The sequence below is a fragment of the Sphingopyxis sp. Soil_C_28 genome, from assembly GCF_057657055.1.
Genome location: NZ_JBDGJE010000001.1, coordinates 491,375 through 508,992 on the forward strand (window position 1 = coordinate 491,375; position 17,618 = coordinate 508,992).

11 protein-coding genes and 1 pseudogene are annotated in these 17,618 nt (G+C 65.4%); 5 read left to right on the forward strand and 7 right to left on the reverse strand.

Annotation, left to right across the window (positions count from 1 at the left end):
- Positions 1-235: 235 nt before the first annotated feature.
- Genes AC3A43_RS02275 through AC3A43_RS02290 form a run of 4 tightly spaced genes read left to right on the forward strand, consistent with a single transcriptional unit; the run spans position 236 to position 4,891 of the window.
- Positions 236-1,663 (forward strand): efflux transporter outer membrane subunit, encoded by a 1,428-nt coding sequence (locus AC3A43_RS02275; protein WP_487790920.1) that lies wholly within the window; start codon positions 236-238, stop codon positions 1,661-1,663.
- Entirely contained in the window at positions 1,660-2,964 is a 1,305-nt protein-coding gene (locus AC3A43_RS02280) for an efflux RND transporter periplasmic adaptor subunit (protein ID WP_487790921.1), read from the forward strand. The genes AC3A43_RS02275 and AC3A43_RS02280 overlap by 4 nt, the downstream gene beginning before the upstream one ends.
- Positions 2,961-3,692 carry an ABC transporter ATP-binding protein gene (locus AC3A43_RS02285; protein ID WP_487790922.1) on the forward strand — a complete coding sequence of 244 codons (732 nt, stop codon included), beginning with the start codon at positions 2,961-2,963 and terminating at the stop codon, positions 3,690-3,692. Before AC3A43_RS02280 ends, AC3A43_RS02285 begins: the two co-directional genes overlap by 4 nt.
- The gene (locus AC3A43_RS02290; RefSeq protein WP_487790923.1) at positions 3,692-4,891 is read left to right on the forward strand and encodes an ABC transporter permease; all 1,200 of its coding nucleotides are present in this window, start codon (positions 3,692-3,694) and stop codon (positions 4,889-4,891) included. The genes AC3A43_RS02285 and AC3A43_RS02290 overlap by 1 nt, the downstream gene beginning before the upstream one ends.
- A gap of 17 nt (positions 4,892-4,908) precedes the next feature.
- Here AC3A43_RS02290 and AC3A43_RS02295 read toward each other — a convergent pair whose 3' ends face one another.
- The 6 genes and pseudogenes from AC3A43_RS02295 to AC3A43_RS02320 all read right to left on the reverse strand — a co-directional run bounded on the left by AC3A43_RS02295 (position 4,909) and on the right by AC3A43_RS02320 (position 13,333).
- The gene (locus AC3A43_RS02295) at positions 4,909-6,078 is read right to left on the reverse strand and encodes a benzoate/H(+) symporter BenE family transporter (RefSeq protein ID WP_487790924.1); all 1,170 of its coding nucleotides are present in this window, start codon (positions 6,076-6,078) and stop codon (positions 4,909-4,911) included.
- Positions 6,079-6,210: 132 nt separating this feature from the next.
- Positions 6,211-6,324 (reverse strand): annotated as a pseudogene (locus AC3A43_RS02300) (threonine aldolase); the annotation flags it as partial.
- Between the two features lie 54 nt (positions 6,325-6,378).
- On the reverse strand, positions 6,379-9,378 hold the full coding sequence (locus AC3A43_RS02305; RefSeq protein WP_487790925.1) for a DUF2339 domain-containing protein: 3,000 nt from the start codon (positions 9,376-9,378) through the stop codon (positions 6,379-6,381).
- A gap of 92 nt (positions 9,379-9,470) precedes the next feature.
- Positions 9,471-9,719 (reverse strand): hypothetical protein, encoded by a 249-nt coding sequence (locus AC3A43_RS02310; protein WP_487790926.1) that lies wholly within the window; start codon positions 9,717-9,719, stop codon positions 9,471-9,473.
- 68 nt (positions 9,720-9,787) lie between these two features.
- Positions 9,788-10,123 carry a hypothetical protein gene (locus AC3A43_RS02315; protein ID WP_487790927.1) on the reverse strand — a complete coding sequence of 112 codons (336 nt, stop codon included), beginning with the start codon at positions 10,121-10,123 and terminating at the stop codon, positions 9,788-9,790.
- Positions 10,124-10,330: 207 nt separating this feature from the next.
- Positions 10,331-13,333, reverse strand: a complete 3,003-nt coding sequence (locus AC3A43_RS02320; protein WP_487790928.1) for a TonB-dependent receptor domain-containing protein — start codon at positions 13,331-13,333, stop codon at positions 10,331-10,333.
- 427 nt (positions 13,334-13,760) lie between these two features.
- Here AC3A43_RS02320 and AC3A43_RS02325 point away from each other — a divergent pair, with 427 nt between their 5' ends.
- On the forward strand, positions 13,761-16,139 hold the full coding sequence (locus AC3A43_RS02325) for a penicillin acylase family protein (RefSeq protein ID WP_487790929.1): 2,379 nt from the start codon (positions 13,761-13,763) through the stop codon (positions 16,137-16,139).
- On the opposite strand, the gene dacB is transcribed toward AC3A43_RS02325, so the two are convergent.
- Positions 16,136-17,617 carry a D-alanyl-D-alanine carboxypeptidase/D-alanyl-D-alanine endopeptidase gene (gene dacB, locus AC3A43_RS02330; protein ID WP_487790930.1) on the reverse strand — a complete coding sequence of 494 codons (1,482 nt, stop codon included), beginning with the start codon at positions 17,615-17,617 and terminating at the stop codon, positions 16,136-16,138. The genes AC3A43_RS02325 and dacB overlap by 4 nt on opposite strands.
- Position 17,618 lies beyond the last annotated feature (1 nt).

The following is a 17,618-nucleotide window of genomic DNA, read 5'->3' on the forward strand; positions in this document are numbered from 1 at the left end:
CGTATATACAACCGGGCGCGCGCAAATTCCAACCACACTCCATTTGAACTTTGATGATCGGACGATCGAGATCGCGCGTATCGGCCAGGCTAGCGGATTAAAATTAGAAGAAAAATAGCTTCGGTCCGGTTCGATTTGATATTGTCTCATACCAAAATCTTGCCCATTCACCCGATATAGTCCCGCGGTTTGCATTCACGGATGTGTCGGGCGGCGGGGACTATTGAGGGGGCGCATGCAAAAAAAGGGAAAGCGCTGGCTGTTTGTTGCTGTTTGGGCTGGCGGACTTGGCGCCTGCGCACCGATTGCGACGCAGACCGCTCCGCAGCCGGCCATCTCCTTACCAGAGCACTGGTCGGACAATGCGGACGTCCAGCCCGCTATCTCCGCAACCTATTGGACCCGGCTGAACGATCCGCTGGTCGATCAATATGTCGACCGCGCCCTCGCCAATAACCGCGACATCGCGCAGGCCGCGGCGCGGGTGGCGCAGGCGCGGGCTGGCGTGCGGGCCGCGCGCGCCAGCTTCCTGCCGCAGATCGATGGTTCGGGCGGCATCCGTCGCAATGTCGGCGACCTCGCCGACGACCGTCTGCAATTCTCGCTCGGTGCCGATGCGCAGTGGGAAATCGACCTGTTCGGCCGGATCGGCAATAATATCGCGGCCTCGCGCGCTGACCTCGCTGCGGTGGGTTATGGCCTCGCGGACCTGCGACGGCTGATTGCCGGTCAGGTGGCACAGGCGACCGTCTCGGCACGGACGCTGGCGGTGCAGCGCGCGATCGCGCGCGGAACCCTGTCTATTCAGGATGAAAATCTGCAGATCGCGCGCTGGCGGTTGCAGGCGGGCCTTGTGTCCAGCCTCGATGTCGAACAGGCAGCGGCGCAGCGTGCGCAGACGGCGGCGAGCATTCCCGCGCTCGAACGCGATTTCGCACAGGCGGCCAATACGATCTCCACACTGATCGGCGAGCCGCCCGGCGCGGTACGGGGCGCGTTGGAAGCCGATGTGCGTGCCATCCCGGTTCCGCCCGAGGCGGCGAATCTCGACACGCCCGCGGCGATCCTGCGCATCCGTCCCGACGTGCGTCAGGCCGAAGCCGCGTTGCTCGCCGATACGGCGCGTATCGGCGTCGCACGCGCGCAGTTGCTGCCGCTGGTGCGGCTGACCGGAAACATCGGCACATCGTCGTTCGGCATCGGTAATCTGTTCGATGTCGTTACCGGCGGACTGTTTGCCGGGGTGAGCCAGCTGATTTTCGACGGCGGCCGCGCCCGGGCGCAGGTGGCCGGTGCCGAAGCGGCAGCGCAGGGCTCGCTCGCGGCATGGGAACAAACGATACTCGCTGCGCTCGAGGATGTGGAGAGCGCAGCGGTGGCGATGCGGTCTGCGCGCGAGCGCGTCCAGCTCAACGGCGCGGCGCTTGAGGCGGCCAACAATGCCGCACTGCTTGCGCGTAGCCAGTATCAGGCGGGCCTGATCGATTTCCAGACGCTGCTCACCACCGAAAATCAGCTGCTCGGCGCGCGCAACGCGCTGGCCGCGAGCGAGGCCGAGCGCGCCAATGCCTTCATCGCCCTCAACCAGGCTCTCGGTGGTGGATGGAATGAAGAAAATTCGGGTCCGGACGGCTCCGATCCGAGCGGGGGAACACCAGAATGACCGATGCCGAACCGCAGCAGCTCGATGAATTTCTGGGGGCCAAACCGCAACCGCGCTGGCGGCGCTGGATAAAATACTGGCTGCCGGCGCTGCTGGCGCTCGTCCTGCTGCTAGGGGTCGCGACCTGCTCGCGCGGCGGCGACGAGCCGGAATATATCACCGAAGCCGTGGCGCAGCGATCGCTGGTGCTCAGCGTAACGGCGACGGGCAATCTGCGTCCGACCAATCAGGTCGAGGTGGGTTCCGAAGTGTCGGGCAAGCTCGACGACGTCTTTGTCGATGTGAACGACCGCGTGACGCGCGGGCAGGTGCTGGCACAGATCAACACCGATGTGATCGAGGACCAGATCACGCAGGCGCAGGCCAATCTGAACGCCGCGCGCGCGCAGGTGGCGCAGGCGCAGGCAACGCTCGATGTCGACCGGGCGCAGCTCGCGCGGCTGGAGAATGTCTTTCGTATTTCGGGAGGGAAGGTGCCGTCGCAGGTCGAGTTCGATCAGGCCAAGGGCGCCGTCAAGCGCGACACCGCGGCGGTCGCGGCGGCAAACGCGAACGTCCGCGCGGTCGAGGCGCAGCTGTCGTCTGCGGTGACCAACCGGAACCGCGCGGTGATCCGCTCGCCCGTTTCAGGCGTCGTGCTGGCGCGGCAGGTCGAGCCGGGGCAGACCGTGGCGGCGAGTTTCAATACGCCGACGCTGTTCATTATCGCCGAAGACCTGTCGGCGATGCAGCTCCGCGTCGAAATCGACGAGGCCGATGTCGGCCAAGTGCGTGAGGGACAGGGCGCTAGTTTCACGGTCGACGCCTATCCGGGCCGCCGGTTCCCCGCGCGCGTCGAGCGCGTCGATCAGGCATCGAGCAACACCGCGTCGCAGGCGAGCCAGCAGTCGGCCGCGGCGACCGCCGGGAGCAATGCTGTCGTCAGCTATGAAGCGCGGCTCGCCGTGTCGAATGCCGAGGGGGTGCTGCGGCCGGGGATGACCGCCACCGCGACGATCGCCACCGGCAGCACGGGCAAACAGCTTCTCGTGCCCAATGGCGCCCTGCGCTTTCAACCCGATGCGAAGGAGAAGGATGCCGCGAGCGTGCTCAATCCCGAAATCGGGCTCGAAAAGAACGAGCAGCGCGCGACGATCGGCGCCGGGAGCCGCCAGCGCGTCTGGGTCTTGCAGGCCGATGGAAAGCTGGACCCGATCGACGTCGTAACCGGCGAGAGCGACGGTCGGCTGACGGCGGTCACCTCGAAGAAACTGCGAACCGGGATGAAAGTGGTGACAGGCAAGGCGGCTACGGCTCAGTGACCGCTGTCGCATCCTCGAACGCGCCGTTGATCGAGCTGGAGGCTATCACCAAGACCTTCGGAAGGGGGCCGGCTGCCTTCCAGGCGCTCAAGGGCGTCGACATGCGGATCGAGCGCGGGGATTTCGTCGCGGTGATGGGGCCGTCGGGTTCGGGCAAGTCGACGACGATGAACATCCTCGGCTGCCTCGACGTCCCGACGAGCGGGATATTCCGATTTCGCGGGGTCGAGGTGCAGGCGCTTGATCGTGACCAGCGCAGCTTGTTGCGGCGCCGCTATCTCGGCTTTGTCTTTCAGGGCTTCAACCTGCTCGCGCGGACGTCGGCGGTCGAAAATGTCGAGCTGCCGCTGCTCTATCGCGGCGAGAAAAAGAGCGTTCGCCACGCGGCCGCGATGCGTGCGCTCGATCAGGTGGGCCTCGGTCCGTGGGCCCACCACACCCCCGCCGAGCTATCGGGCGGCCAGCAGCAGCGCGTCGCGATCGCGCGTGCGCTCGTCACTGAACCCGCCGTCCTCCTCGCCGACGAGCCGACGGGTAACCTCGATACCGAGCGCTCGCTTGAGATCATGCAATTGCTGACCCGTCTCAACGGGGAAGGCATCACCATCTTGATGGTGACGCATGAGCAGGAAATGGCGGCTTTCGCGCGCACCATCTTCCATTTCCGCGACGGGCTGGTCGAGCGTGTCGAACGCGGGGCGCGGGCGCCGGCCGGGGAGACAGGCTGATGTTTGGCGCGACCCTTCTGCTCGCATTCCGCGAAATCCGGCGGCATCTGCTGCGATCCTTCCTGACGACGCTCGGGATCATCATCGGCGTTGCCGCGGTCATCACGATGGTGACGCTGGGCAACGGGGTTACGGCGTCGGTCAAGAGCCAGATATCATCGCTGGGGTCGAATGTGCTGATCGTCTTCCCCGTCCGGGGCGACCGCGGCGCGCCGCGGCCGTTCAAGCAGGATGATATCGAAGCGGCGCGGAGCCAGATCGCCGGGGTCGAGGATGTGTCGGGCAGCGTCTCCGCTTCGGCGACCGCCTTTCACAACGGGCAAAGCTGGCAGACCAGCGTTCAGGGGGTGGAGAAAGAGTTTTTGCGCGCCCGGTCGGTGGAGGTGGCGGAAGGCCGGGCATTTTCGAACGAGGAAGTGACCGCAGGCAAGAGCGTTTGCCTGGTCGGTCCGAAGGTCCGGCAGGCGATATTCGTCGCCGGGGCGAGCCCGCTTGGCGCGAAGATCCGGCTCGACAATGTTTCTTGCACCGTGGTCGGCATGCTGAAGGAACGCGGCGAGGGCGGCGGTCCCGATCAGGACAGCGACAATGTCGTCATGATGCCGCTGAAAACCGTCCAGCGGCGCTTTACCGGAAACGACAATTTGCAATATTTCGTGATCAAATATGACAGCGCCTATGCGAGCACGACGATCCAGGCTTCGCTCGTGGCGCTGCTGCGGGAGCGCCGATTGTTACAGGGAACCGCCGCCAACGATTTCAACGTCGTCGACACGGCGCAGGTCAATCAGGCGCTGGGCGCCGCGACCGGGGCGCTGACCGCGATGGTGGCGGTGATCGCGGGGATCAGCCTGCTGGTCGGCGGGATCGGCATAATGAACATCATGCTCGTGTCGGTCACCGAACGCACGCGCGAGATCGGCATCCGCCTCGCGATCGGCGCGCTCGCGCGAGAGGTGCAGCTTCAGTTCCTGACGGAGGCCGTCGTCCTGTGTTGCTTTGGCGGCGTCGTCGGCATCGCGCTCGCCTTCCTCCTTTCGTGGAGCATGGCCGGGGTGATCGATGTGCCCTTTTTGTTCGATCCGCTGGTCAACGCGCTGAGCTTTCTCTTTTCGGCCCTGATGGGGATCACGTTCGGATTTTATCCGGCGCGCCGCGCGTCGAAACTCGACCCCATCGACGCGCTTCGCCACGAATAGCTGCGTATCGCGTGACGTCAGCCGCGCCGTGCCAGCCATCTGCTCGCCGCCAGCGCCAGAAAGCCGACGACCAGCCCCCAGAAGGCCGACCCAAGCCCGAACAGCGTCAACCCCGATCCGGTGGCAAGGAAGGTCAGGATCGCCGGGTCGCGATCGGATCTGTCCGCCAGCATAGTCTCCATCGCGCCGAGCAGTGCGGGGATCAACGCAACGCCGGTCAGCGCTGCGATCACCGTGGGTGGCAGCGCGAGAAACACCCGCACCAGCAAAGGGGAGAAGATCGCGAGCAGCAGATAGAATGCGGCATACAGAATGCCCACGGTCCAGCGTTTCGCGCGGTCGGGGTGCGCCTCGTCGGCGGTACAGATCGCGGCGGTGATCGCCGCGAGGTTCAGGCCATGCGCGCCGAACGGCACCGCCGCAAGCCACGCGATGCCACTGCCGACGAGCAGCGGGCGCGGCTTCGGATCATAGCCCGCGCTGCGCAGCACGACGAGGCCGGGCAGGTTTTGCGACACCAGGGTGACGAGGAACAGCGGCAGGCCGACACTGAGGATCGCACCTGCGTCGAAGACCGGGGCGACGGGCATGAGCGTGCCAAAGGTTGCGCCCCGCGGCAGCGACCCCATATCGCCGCGGAGCAGTGTGAGCGCCATGCCTGCCGCGAGCGCGAAGAGCAGCGCATAAAGTGGCAGCCGCTGGCGAGCGACGACGAAAACCGCAACGAGCAAGGCGATCAGCAACGGATCGGCTACGCCGAGCCCGAACAGCTTGAGGCAGAAGGGCAGAAGCACGCCCGCGAGCATCGCCGAAGCGATCGACGAGGGAATGCGCTCCGCAAGCCGCCCGAGCAGCGGCACGATGCCGAGCAGGATCATCATCAGTGCTGCCGACAGGAAGATGCCGACGGCGACCGGCCAGGACAGGCCGGGGGGCGCAACCGCGAGCAGAGCCGCGCCCGGGGTCGACCATGCGAGCACGACCGGGATGCGCAGCCGCCACGATAGCGCCGCGCCGGCGAGCGCGATGCCGAGGCACAGCGCGGTGACCGCCGAACCCGTCTGGGCGTGTGAGGCGCCGAGGTTGCGCATCGCCTGGACGACGAGCGCGATCGTACCGCCAAAGCCGACAAGCGCGGCAATCAGCGCCGAGGACCAGGCGGGAATGGGGGGAAGGTGACGCAGCATCGATTCGCAGTTCCGGTTTCGCAGGCCTCATGCCATGGCGGCGCACGGTGCCGATGGGAAGGGGCAGGCCGAATTGGAGGCTCGCTACCCGGCCGGCACCACTTCGCAAAGCTCCAGAATATCCTGAGCCAACTAGTCTACCGTCGCGACATCGGCGTTCCACGCGAACATGAATCGGGCGCTGCCGCCGATGAAGGTGTAGAAAAGCCAGCCGCGTGCGCGCAGCCCGTCGAGAAAAATATCGGGCCGCTCACGAAGACCGAATTGGGCCGCCGCTATCGACGCGATCGTGTCGTTCGGTCAGCTGACGCCGGGCGGAGCCGGTTCGGTGCCCCGATCGGGCGCAAGCTGGCGGCTATAGAGCCAGCCGATCCCGATCAGGCTGAACCCGAGCGCGACGAACGATCCGATCCGCGCAAGCCCCTCGAGCCCCGAGGTGTCGAATAGGAACACCTTGCCCGCCGCGCCGATCATCAGCACCAGCGACGCGATCCGCCAGTCGTGACGCTTTGTCCGGATACCCCACAAGAGGAAGCCGAGCGCCAGCGCGAGGAGCAGGATCGAGCGCAGGATATTCTCCGCGTCGGTGACGCCCGGTGTGGCGAGCAAGGTGCCGTGGAAAAGCTGGCGAAGTGTCGCCCACGCACAGCCCGCGACGAGCAACATTGTCGCGATCTGGACGATGCGGTCGAGAGGTGCCGCTCGCTGGGCAAACATCACTGGCGTCTGTGACAGGCCGAACCACGGCAGCAGGAAAAGCGGGATCAGCAGGCTGATGAGCGGCCAGCCGCCAACCGCCTGCATTGACCACAGGGGATTGTGGAGTAGCAGACCATAGAAGAGCGCGTGGGCGGTGCCCGCGACGATCAGTGGGCGCGCCGCCCCCGTCAGCCCGCGGGTCAGCGCGAACCATCCGCTCCCGATCAGCAACGCTTCCCAGATCAGCCGCTGCAACACGCCCGTCGCGACAAAATCGTCACCCGCCATCGCAGCGAACCCGAGACGATAGAGCGAATGGACGGCGACGCTTCCAACGATCGCGGCGAGGCTGAGCGCGGTGATCCAGAGCCAGCGGGGCAAGGCATCACGGATCAGCCAGAGCGAGATTGCGAACATCAGCGCCGGAACGAGCAGCCGCAACAACAGCGGCTGGGCGGTGAGAAGCAGCAGGTCGAATTGCATTGGCATGCCGACCAGCGATAGCAGCGCTTTCGTGGACCAGAGGAAAATCGGCAGCGCGGCCCAGCCGAGGCTGAGCGCCGCAAGGCTGGTGACGGCACCGTCTACACGATCGAAACCGGTTCGGCGCACCGCAAGAAGCATTGCCGCTCCGCCCAGCGCGGGAACGAGCATCAAACTGGAGGCGGGAACGAATTGCGCAAAGGCTCCATACGCAAATAGCGCTGCAGCGATCTGCCCGATCCGGCGCACGATGGCGCCTTCGCCGCGGACTGCGAACAGGACCGCGACGAGCGCGAGGCCAGCCCAGCGGACAACCGCCATACTGTCCATGCCGCCTGCGCCCGCGGCCAGCCGGGGCAGTTCGTCGAACGCGCGCGGCGTCGCGACGAGGGCGACGAGCGCGGCGCCGACGAAACCTGTTGCGACCCGTTCGATGCGTGCGTCCTGCGCCGCCTTTCCGAAGGACAGTAGCGCGACCGCGACCGCTGCGATGCTGAGCGGTGACAGCCAAGCAGGCAAGATAAGGAGCATGGCGAGCGCAAGCAGCGCGCCGCTCGTTGCCGTCAGCCAGGCAAAGCGGCTGTCGCGCGTTCGTCCTTCGACGTTCCAGCCGCGCGCGATGCCAACCCCGGTCAGCAAGCCGCCGCCGAGCACTACCATGGCCAGCGACGTATCGCCGATATCCCCGAAATGCCATTTGGTGAGCGGTGCGCCGGCCAGCGCGATGGTGCAAAGCTCCAGCGTCGCGCGCAGGTTTTTGGGCGGCGCCCACAACAGCGCCAGGAGCGGCAGCGCGTGGATCGCGAGCAATGACAGCCCGATCAGGGCAAACCAGAACGGTGTCGGATCGGGCCAGGCGACGAGCAGCGCGAGCGAGAGCAGCAGGCTGATCGACGGAACGATAGCGAAGTCACGGTTGCGCCAGGCGAGCCATTGCCCGGCGGCGGCGATCAGCGCGAACAGGCCCCAATGAAGCGGAGCAAAGCCGCCATAGCCGACGAGCAGCGCCAGCTGGAAGGCCCCGACCGCCGCCGATGCCGTGCGCAACAGCGTCGAGCGCGGACCGTCGAACGCCATCATCGGCAGCGCGATGGCGAGAAGGAGGACGAAGCCACCGATCGAGAGCGAAGCGACGACGTCGAGCGCCGTGCTGGCGAGGACCATCCACAAGCCCCAGCCGATCCCGCCGATCAGTGCCGCGAGCGCCAGCCACGGCCAGCGGCGCGCGCGCGACACCCCAGCAAGGCCTGCGATCGTGAGCGCCAGATAGACCGCCAGCAGCGGTACATTGGGCTCGACCGCGCCGACCATCGCCGGCGCCGCAAGTCCGCCCGCAAGGCCGAGCAGCGCGCTGGGCGGACCGAACCGGAGCGACAGGCCGAGCGCCGCGGCAGTGACGAGCGCGAGCGCGAAAAAGGCGAGCAGCGGCCCGATCAACTGATAGACGTTCGCGGCGACCATGATTGCGGCATAGAGCGTGGCGATGCCCGCGCCGGAGAGCGCCTGCGGCACGCGCACGTCGCGCAATTTTTCCTCGTTCCGCCAGGCATATTCGGCCCCGCCGATCAGCGCGAAGCCGAACAGAAGCCCGGCGACGATCTGCACCCCCGGCGTGAAGACACGCGCGAAAAAGCCGGCATCGATCGCATAGCGCACAATCAATACGCCCGCGATCGCGAGGGTCAGGCCGCCGGCCCAGATCGGCAGCGTCTTTCCGAACAGATTCTCGAAACGCGAAGCAAGGCTGGCAGGCGGTCCGGACGGATGGGACGCCCCGGATGGCTTAGGAGCAGATGCGGTTGTAACTGCCGGCGCGGGTTGCCCGCCTGCGCGGACAGCGGCTTCGACGGGCCGGGATACCTGCGCGGCGGGCGGCGCTGCTGCGGTGGCGGCAACAGCTGGCTTGGCCCGCGCTGGCGCGGCGATTTCGCGATCGTCGGTCGCGGTCTTCGCGGCGGCCTCATCCTCGTTCGGGGTAGGCGCGGCGCCGCGCTGCAATGTTCCGATTCGCCTGGCCGCTTCCACCAGCGTGGCCTCGGCCCGCTTCAATCGGCCGCGCGTGTCCATCAACAGGACGAACAAAATGACGATGGCAAGAAATGCTAGGAAGTCGAACACGTTGATCCCTTCAGGCCGCCTTCCTAGCAGGCCGCTGGCGCAATATCGATGCGCTTGATGGGATCAGTTTCGGTCCGGACGGGACGATATATTCACTCGGCTTGCGCCTCGGCGGGTTTCGAAGCGCTTGCCGGGGCTTCGGTGAGCGGCTCGGGTGTCGGCGCGAAAGGTGTCGTCGCTTTGCAAATGGATGAGGACCGCGGCGATCGTCCGCGCGGCTCGCGGTGGCGGAGGCGGCCGGATCGAACCCGCCCTTCCTGCGCAGCGGCCGGCGTTGCGGCCAGCGGCAGGATCGCGAGCGACAGGGCGACGAGGTGAACGGCGGTGCTGCGACGGATCATCGGCTGGGATCCAGCAGGATAAGTATGCCGCCGCCGGGAGGGGTGTGGCGGCGGCATACAGAGGCGGATCAGAATTTCGCTTCGAACCCGACGTATAGATAACGGCCGATCACGTCATAATCGCCCGACAAATTTTGCGAGCTCCCCGACGCCGTTCCCGACGACAGGTACGGGCTGACGCTGTTGAAGGCGTTGTTGACGCCGGCATAGGTAAGGAAATCATTGCCCGCCGAAGGCAGGTCGACGCTGGCGTAGAAATCGTGGCGCACGCGGTCGCCGATGCGCAGGAAGGGCGGGTTCGATCCGGCCGCCTCCGCCATCGCGAGCCGCAGATTGCTGTCGACCGCCTTGCCCGTGTAAACGAACCTTCCAGCGCAACCGCAACCCGCCATCGCGATATCCAAGTCGCGCCTGGCCGGTGTTGATCCACGATCCGATCTGACCCTTTTCATCGATTTGCGTGACGCCGTTCACGCCATCGAAAACGGTGTAGAAATCGATGACGCGCAAATAGAGCAGCCGGAGGGGCCGCTCTTCATCCTTCCGGCACTTCAGGGTGGTAAAAAAGGGAGGGCTGCGAGAGCCCTCCCTTTTCTTTCATCTGCCTGCGCTCACTTTGTCTTGAAGCGGACGCCCACGCGGAAGGTGCGGCCGAGCAGGTCTGAAAAGGTGCTGTTCGCGGCCAAACCGGTTTCGGGCAGCAGCAACGGATCGGCATCGAACAGATTGGTGACGTTGAAGAAGAACTCCGCCTCCGAGCCGCTCTTGACGCTGACCTTCTGGGTCAGGTTGAGATCGACGTAAAACGTGCCTTTGACATGATTGTTATCATAGGTCGGGAACTGGCTGGTCGAGGTCGGGCATCCCGAAGTACATTCGATCGCATTCGCCAGATATTTACCCGAGCTGACGCCCCGGCCCGTGACGGTACCGGAGAAGGTCGGGGTCGAATAGTTGACGTTGGCGCGGAAAATCCACTTCGGCGTGCTTGCCTGACCACCGTTTGTACCCACCGTGTTCACCGGCGTCGTCCCCGCGATGCCGGTGTCCGCGAGATTTTCGATATAGCGCGTCGCGGTCCCCTTCAGCGTGATCGAGCTATCTTCTCCCACCGGCAGACGATAGGCCGCGTCGAAGTCGATACCGCGCACCAGCCGGCTTACATAGTTGAAAGGCTGGGTGCGGATCAGCAGATAGGGTGTGGTCGGCGTCGATCGGGTCGGGTCGGTGGTGATCGCGTCGCAGAAGGCCTGAACACCTTCATCGCAACGATTGACGACTTCCTGCGCACTGATCGTGTCGATCGCATCTCCCAGGTCGATACGGAAATAATCGACCGATGCCGAGAAGCCGGGCAGGAAGCGCGGCGTAATCACGCCGCCGATGTTCCACGAGTCGGCCTTTTCGGGCTGGAGCCCCGGATTCCCCGTCGTCAGGCCGGAATAGGGGAAGAATTGCGGACCATTGGCCGGGTTGTTGGCGTCGAAGTTCGGGTTGCGGACCGAATCGCTGTTCGCGGTGCCGGCTTGGAACAGCTCGTTCAGGTTCGGCGCGCGAATGTCGCGCGACCGCGTCACGCGGAACCGGATATCCTCGATCGGCGCCCAGGTCGCACCGAGCTTCCAGGTGGTGACATAGCCCGAGGTCGAATAATCGGTCGCGCGCACCGCGCCGTTGAATTCGAGACCAAAGCCAAGCGGCACCACGGTCTCGAGATAGGCTTCCTTCACATTGTAGCTGCCCTTGAACGGCAGGTAGTTGCCGACCGACCATGCGTTGCGGAATCCGGGGCGCCCGTTGGCGTCCACCGTCGCAATTGGCTGGAACTCGGTCGGCACACTGCCGCGAATTTTTTCTTCGCGATATTCGCCGCCGATCGCGACGCTGACGTCGCCCGCCCATGTGGCGAAGGGGGTCAGCGACAGGTTGGCGCCGGTGACATATTGTTCGAGGACCTGTTTGCGGTACGGGTCGCCGAGCACATAATCGATTGCCGCCGGATTGGCGACGCCGATGCCGAGGCGGTTGAGCGGCACGCAGCCTGCATCATTGTTGGTGGCGTCGGCATCGACGTTGATCAGACACTGGATCGAGCCGTCGGGTGCAAAGGCCGCATTCGAAGCGTTCGCCATGCGCGTGACATGCATGATATTGCGCAGCTGTTCGCGGACATCGGACCGGCCATATTGGCCAAAGATGTCCCAGCGCGCGGGTTTGCCAAAGGCGTCGAACTGACCCTCGGCGCCGACGACATAGCGCTGAACCTGGCGCTTGTTGTTGATGCCGCGAAAGGGAAGGTCGGCCGCCGTGGTCGTGATGCTGACACTGGTGACACCGGCAAGCCGAGCGGCGCCCAGCGTTTGCAGGGCAAAGGCGTTACAGGTGGTGGGCACCGGAATGGTCGTGCAGCCGGTTGTGTTGAGCACCGCCGAACCGAGGTTGGGGCCCGCGTTGAAGAAGACTTCCTGTTTGTTGAACGACCCTTCGGCGAACAGCGTGACATTGTCCGACACGTCGAAGCTGGTGCGGCCATAGACGCCCCAGCGATCGTCCTTCGGCGCAAGACCGATGCGGCGGCCCGAATCGTTGACGCGCCAGTCGCCGCCGACGGTGCGGGTGACCGGGGAACTGCCGCCCAGCGCCGGCGAATTGAACGAGCCATAGTTGAACTGATTGACCTGACCATTCTCGCCGAAATAGGTGCCGCGAAGCCCGTTATTGTTGCCAGCCGAGGCCGTGATGAAGCCGCCCGGCGCCTGGTTGGTCTGGCCCGCGTTTTCGCGGAAGGTGATGAAGGCGGGCTGGCCGTTGCCGACGCCGTTGGTCACCACATAGGCCGGGTTGGCAAAGGCAAGATAGCCCTTGTGGTTCCACGGCCGGTCGCTCGGGTCGATTTCGTAAATGCCGTCCTGGTGCGCGATCTCGGCGTTGAATACGGCATGGCCGCGCCCATCGGCAAAGGACAGGCCGCCCGCGACGCTGCCTGAATAGTTGAAGCCGTCGCCCTTGTCGGTAAGCCCGATGTCGCCGCTAATCCGCAGCCCCTCCATCTTCTTGTTGAGGACGAAGTTGACCACGCCGGTAACGGCGTCCGACCCATAGGCCGATGAGGCGCCGCCGGTCACCACCTCTACGCGCTCGACCAGCGCCTGCGGGATCGTGTTGATGTCGACCCAGCCGAAGATCGTGGAACCGACCGATCGGCGGCCATCGACGAGGACCAGCACCCGGCTTTCGCCCAGATTGCGCATATTGAGCGCGTTGATGCCCGCCGAACCGTTGGATATGTTCAGACGCGAGTTGCCCGGCTTTGTCGACCCGGCAAGTTGCGGCAACTGGTTGACGAAGTCGGCGATATTGTTCGACGGCGAGGTGTTCTGGATATCTTGCTGTGTCAGCACGACCAGCGGGGTCGGGGCCTGGAAACCGTCACGCGCAACGCGCGAGCCGGTAACGATGATCTGGTCGCCGGGCGCAGCTTCGTTGCTGGCTGCGGCTGCCGATGTCTCCTGCGCATAGGCCGGCGCTCCATGCACCAGCGCCAGTGCGGTCATCGCCACGCCAAAACGGCTTTTGCCGCCCAGCGGCCCGCGAACTCGTCCAAAATCACGCATTCTAACAGTCCCCTTTTTGCCCGAGGGCCTAGCCATGTTGACGTCCGATGCGTGCCCCGCATTCGATACGCCAACCCTGGCTCGCCCTATTGTCCCACCTGTTCGTCCGACGGATGCCTTGGCCCGTCTTCTTATGGTTTTTCCGTGATATTTCGCCATACCGTTCCACCATCGCCACGCAATAAAGGCGCGCGAGCAGCCGGTTTCGTGACACGGAGGTTACAGGGTGGTCGCGGGGGGTCAACAGCTTCGCTGCTAACCCGGCGATATGGACATATAGCCTCAGGGAATGGCGTGGCCGAAATCCGCGAGGGCCGGTGCGGATAGCTTGTAGTTATAGGGCGCAGCCCGCTTGCTATGGCCGTGCGGCGCCATGCTGCGATAGGGTCGCGTTTCGTCATCTTCATTCCTGATCGGGGAGGACCTGTTGATCCAGCGCCGCGCGTTCCTGCTGGCTTCTGTTGCGCTTGTCGCAATGCCCGGAAGCCTTTTGGCGAAACCCCGGGTCAAGGGCGCCACGCAAACCCTCAGATTGTCGGGCTCGCGCGCGCCGGTTGAGGTGGTCGAAGACGAACTCGGCGTGCCGCACGTCCGCGCCGCGTCGTTGCACGATGCGTTCTTTGGGCAGGGCTATCTGGTTGCGCGCGACCGGCTGTTCCAGATCGACATGGAGCATCGCCGCGACATGGGGCGAATGGCCGAGGCCTTCGGGCCGCGCTTCGTCGCGGCCGACAAGGCGGCGCGGCTCTTCCTCTATCGCGGAGACATCGAAGCCGAGCTGGCGGCACTGCCCCCCGACGTGCTCGAATGCGCGCGCGGCTATGTCGCCGGGGTCAACGCGCGGATCTCGGAACTGGTGGCCGATCCGGCGCAATTGCCGCTAGAATATGGCATATTGGGGATCAGGCCGCTGCAATGGGACATCGGCGATCTGGTGCGGAACCGCGGCATCGGCATGGGCGACGCCGACGATGAGGTGCGCCGGGCGCAGCTTCAGGCGCGCGGCCTGCTCGATGCCGATCAGTTGATGGCGCCGCTGCGCCCCGCCTGGTCTTTCACCGTGCCTGAAGGGCTCGACTGCGCCGTGGTGAGCGACGCCGACCTCGGCATACTCGATCCGGCGAACCGGCCGATGGATTTCGACCCGGTTCAGGAGGCGCAGTTCGACCCCGAAGCGCGCTGGACCGATCGCTTTGCGCTGGGCAGCAATGCGTGGACGATCGCGCCTTCGCGCAGCGCGACCGGGCGGCCGATCCTCGCCAATGATCCGCATCTTGGCATCGGGCGCGCCAGCCCGCGGCATATGTGCCACCTGTCGGCGCCGGGGCTCGATGTCATTGGCGCGGGCGCGCCGGGGCTGCCCGGCATCATGCAGGGGCATACCGACCGTTTTGCTTTCGGGCGCACCAATTTTCACATCGACCAGACTGACCTGTTCATCCTGCGCACCAAAGAGGGCGATCCGGGCCGCTATTGGCACAAGGGCAAGTGGAAGCCGTTCGAGATCTTCGAGGACGAGATTGCGGTCAAAGGCGCGCCGCCGGAGCGCGTGACTTTGCGTTATGCCGCGGGCCGCCCGGTCGTGTCGCAGGACGCTGTGCGGAACCGCGCGGTCGCTTTTGCCACGGTCAGTATGCTGCCGGGTGCCAATCAGCGTTTCGCGATCATCGCGATCAATCTGTCAAAGGACTGGGTGTCGCTGCGGCAGGCATTCAAGCTGCATGTGTCGCCGACCAATCTCCATTATGCCGACATCGACGGCAACACCGGCTGGCAGACGATCGGTTTCACCCCGCGCCGGCCAAAGCATGACGGGCTGTTTCCCGCGCCGGGCGACGGCGATTTCGACTGGACGGGCATCTTGCCGGTCGAGGATATGCCCCACGTCTATAACCCGCGCGAAGGCTGGTTCGCCTCGGCCAACCAGATGAACCTGCCGGTGGGCTATCCCTATCGCGAACGGATCATCAGCTTCAGCTGGAGCGACCCGTTCCGCTACAATCGCATCGCCGAAGTGCTGCGCGCGCAGCCGAAGCACCGGATCGAGGACAGCATCGCGCTGCAGCACGACGTGCAGTCGCTTCCGGCGCGCGCGCTGTTGAAGCTGCTTCCCGCCAATCCGTCGGCGGATGCCGCGCCCGCCGCCGCATTGCTCCGGCGATGGGATTGCGGGATCGAGGCCGATAGCGCTGCCGCGCTGCTCTATGAAATGGTGATGCCGGCGCTGTCGACGGACTTCTACGACCGGATCATGCCCGCGGCGGCACGCGATCTGGTCCCGTCGGTCAATTTGTCAGAAATGCTGCGCATCCTTGCGTCGCCCGACAAGCGTCTGGGCGACGATCCTGCCGCGGCGCGCGACGCGATCGTCGACCGCGCGCTGGCGGCGGGATGGAAAAAGGCGGTCGAACTCGGCGGGCCCGATCCGGCACGCTGGAAGTGGGGCGACCTACACCGCGTCGTGATTGCGCATTCGCTGGCGTCGAACCCGGCGATCGCGGCCGCGTTTCCTAAGATCGAGGGCGGCCGGTCGGGCGGCGACGGGACAACGCCGATGGCGCGCGGCTTCAACCCCAAGCGCAGTTTCAACGTGTCACATGGCGCAAGCTATTTGTTCGTCGCCGACGTCGGTGCGTGGGATAACAGCCGCTTCCTGCTGCTTCCCGGCCAGTCCGCCGATCCGCGCTCGCCGCGTTATCGCGACTTTTATCCCTATTGGCTCGCTGGCGCGATGCAGCCCCTGTGGTTCAGCAAGGCGGCGGTCGACCGGCATGCCGCGGGGCGGCTGGTTCTGACGCCCGCCTAAAGCGTCTCGGCGATAGCCACCAGCGCGCGGTCGACTGCGGCGGTGGCCTGGCTGTCGGTCCCATCGGGCATATCGTTCGCCAGCGCCGAGAAGATCAGCGTCTTGCCGCTGCGCGTCGTCAGATAACCCGACAGCGCGCGCGACGCGTTGAGCGACCCGGTCTTGGCGAAGAGTTTGCCTTCGAGCAGCGTTCCTTTGAAGCGGCTCGCCAACGTGCCGTCGCGCCCCGCGATCGGCAGCGTGCCCCGCCACGCCATGCCCCAGGGTTGGCGCGCGATCCAGCTGAGCAGGTCGACGGCGGCGCGCGGGCTGATGCGGTTGTAGCTCGACATGCCCGACCCGTCGGCAAAGTGATAGCCGGCCTCGGGTAGCCCCGCCTGCGTCATTACGTTGCGCATCACTGCCTGTCCGTCGGCGATTGAACCGCTGCCTGCCTGCCGCGACACGCGTCGCAGCATCAGTTCGGTGTGGAGATTCTGGCTCTCCTTGTTGATCCGCACCATATTTTCGGCGAGCGAGGGTGCGGGCAATTCGGCGAGCATTGCCGGTTCGACCGGCAGGGTAGCGGGAACGCCTTTGCGGTTCTCGGGATCGTCGGCCGGCGTCAGCGGCCGGTGGCGCGCTTCGATTTGACCATCGACGCGCACTCCGCGCGCGCGCAGCAGTTCGCCGAGGCGCCACGCTGCGTAATGCGCCGGATCGTCGATGCCATAGCGCAGCGTCAGCGGCCCCGCCTCGGCACCAACCGTACCAGTCAGGCGCAGGATACGGCTGTTCGGCATGCGGTCGGCCTCGATCGCTTCCTCCTTGCCCGCGACGGTCGTGACCCGATTTTCGATGATGTAATAACCAGACGCCTCTACGCCCGGCGCTACGCCGACCGCCCTTGGCGCCAGCTTCACCACCAGCTCATTGTCGTCGAGCGTCAACGCGGACGTGCCGGTGCCATAGCGCGACGAGATATTGTTCCAGCTCATCCCGGGGCTCCAGCGTTCGTCGGGGAACCAGCTATCGTCGCCGGTGATATTGCGCACATGGCGGGTCTTCGCCGCGACCGCGTCGGCCAGCACCTGCAGGCAATCGGCCTTGCAGTCGTCGGCGCTCGACAGCAGCGCGTCGCCGCGGCCGTGCAGCACCACATCGATCGCGCCATCGCTACCCGTTTCGAGCCGCACGCCGGTGCCTTTCGCGGTCCGCTGCAGCAGCGGCAGCTCGGCATAGGCGATCGCGGTCGTGAACATCTTCGTGTTGGACGCGGGGATGAAGCGCTGGTCAGGGGCGATCGACACCAAAACCTCGCCTTCAAGTGTCGTGACGAGCATGCCGAACCGCGAACCCGCGGGGCCTTCGGCGAGTTTCTGCTCGACCGTGGTCAGCAGCGGCGTGGGCGTAGGGCTCGTCTGCGCGTTCGCCGAGCTCAGCGACAGGGATAGCGCGAGGGCCGATGCGAGTGCGAAGCGTCTTGTCGATGGTCTCATA

Coding starts and splice junctions, on each gene's coding strand:
- AC3A43_RS02275 (WP_487790920.1), top strand. CDS start 236: ATGCAAAAAAAGGGAAAGCGCTGGCTGTTTGTTGCTGTTTGGGCTGGC.
- AC3A43_RS02280 (WP_487790921.1), top strand. CDS start 1,660: ATGACCGATGCCGAACCGCAGCAGCTCGATGAATTTCTGGGGGCCAAA.
- AC3A43_RS02290 (WP_487790923.1), top strand. CDS start 3,692: ATGTTTGGCGCGACCCTTCTGCTCGCATTCCGCGAAATCCGGCGGCAT.
- AC3A43_RS02295 (WP_487790924.1), bottom strand. CDS start 6,078: ATGCTGCGTCACCTTCCCCCCATTCCCGCCTGGTCCTCGGCGCTGATT.
- AC3A43_RS02310 (WP_487790926.1), bottom strand. CDS start 9,719: ATGATCCGTCGCAGCACCGCCGTTCACCTCGTCGCCCTGTCGCTCGCG.
- AC3A43_RS02320 (WP_487790928.1), bottom strand. CDS start 13,333: ATGCGTGATTTTGGACGAGTTCGCGGGCCGCTGGGCGGCAAAAGCCGT.
- dacB (WP_487790930.1), bottom strand. CDS start 17,617: ATGAGACCATCGACAAGACGCTTCGCACTCGCATCGGCCCTCGCGCTA.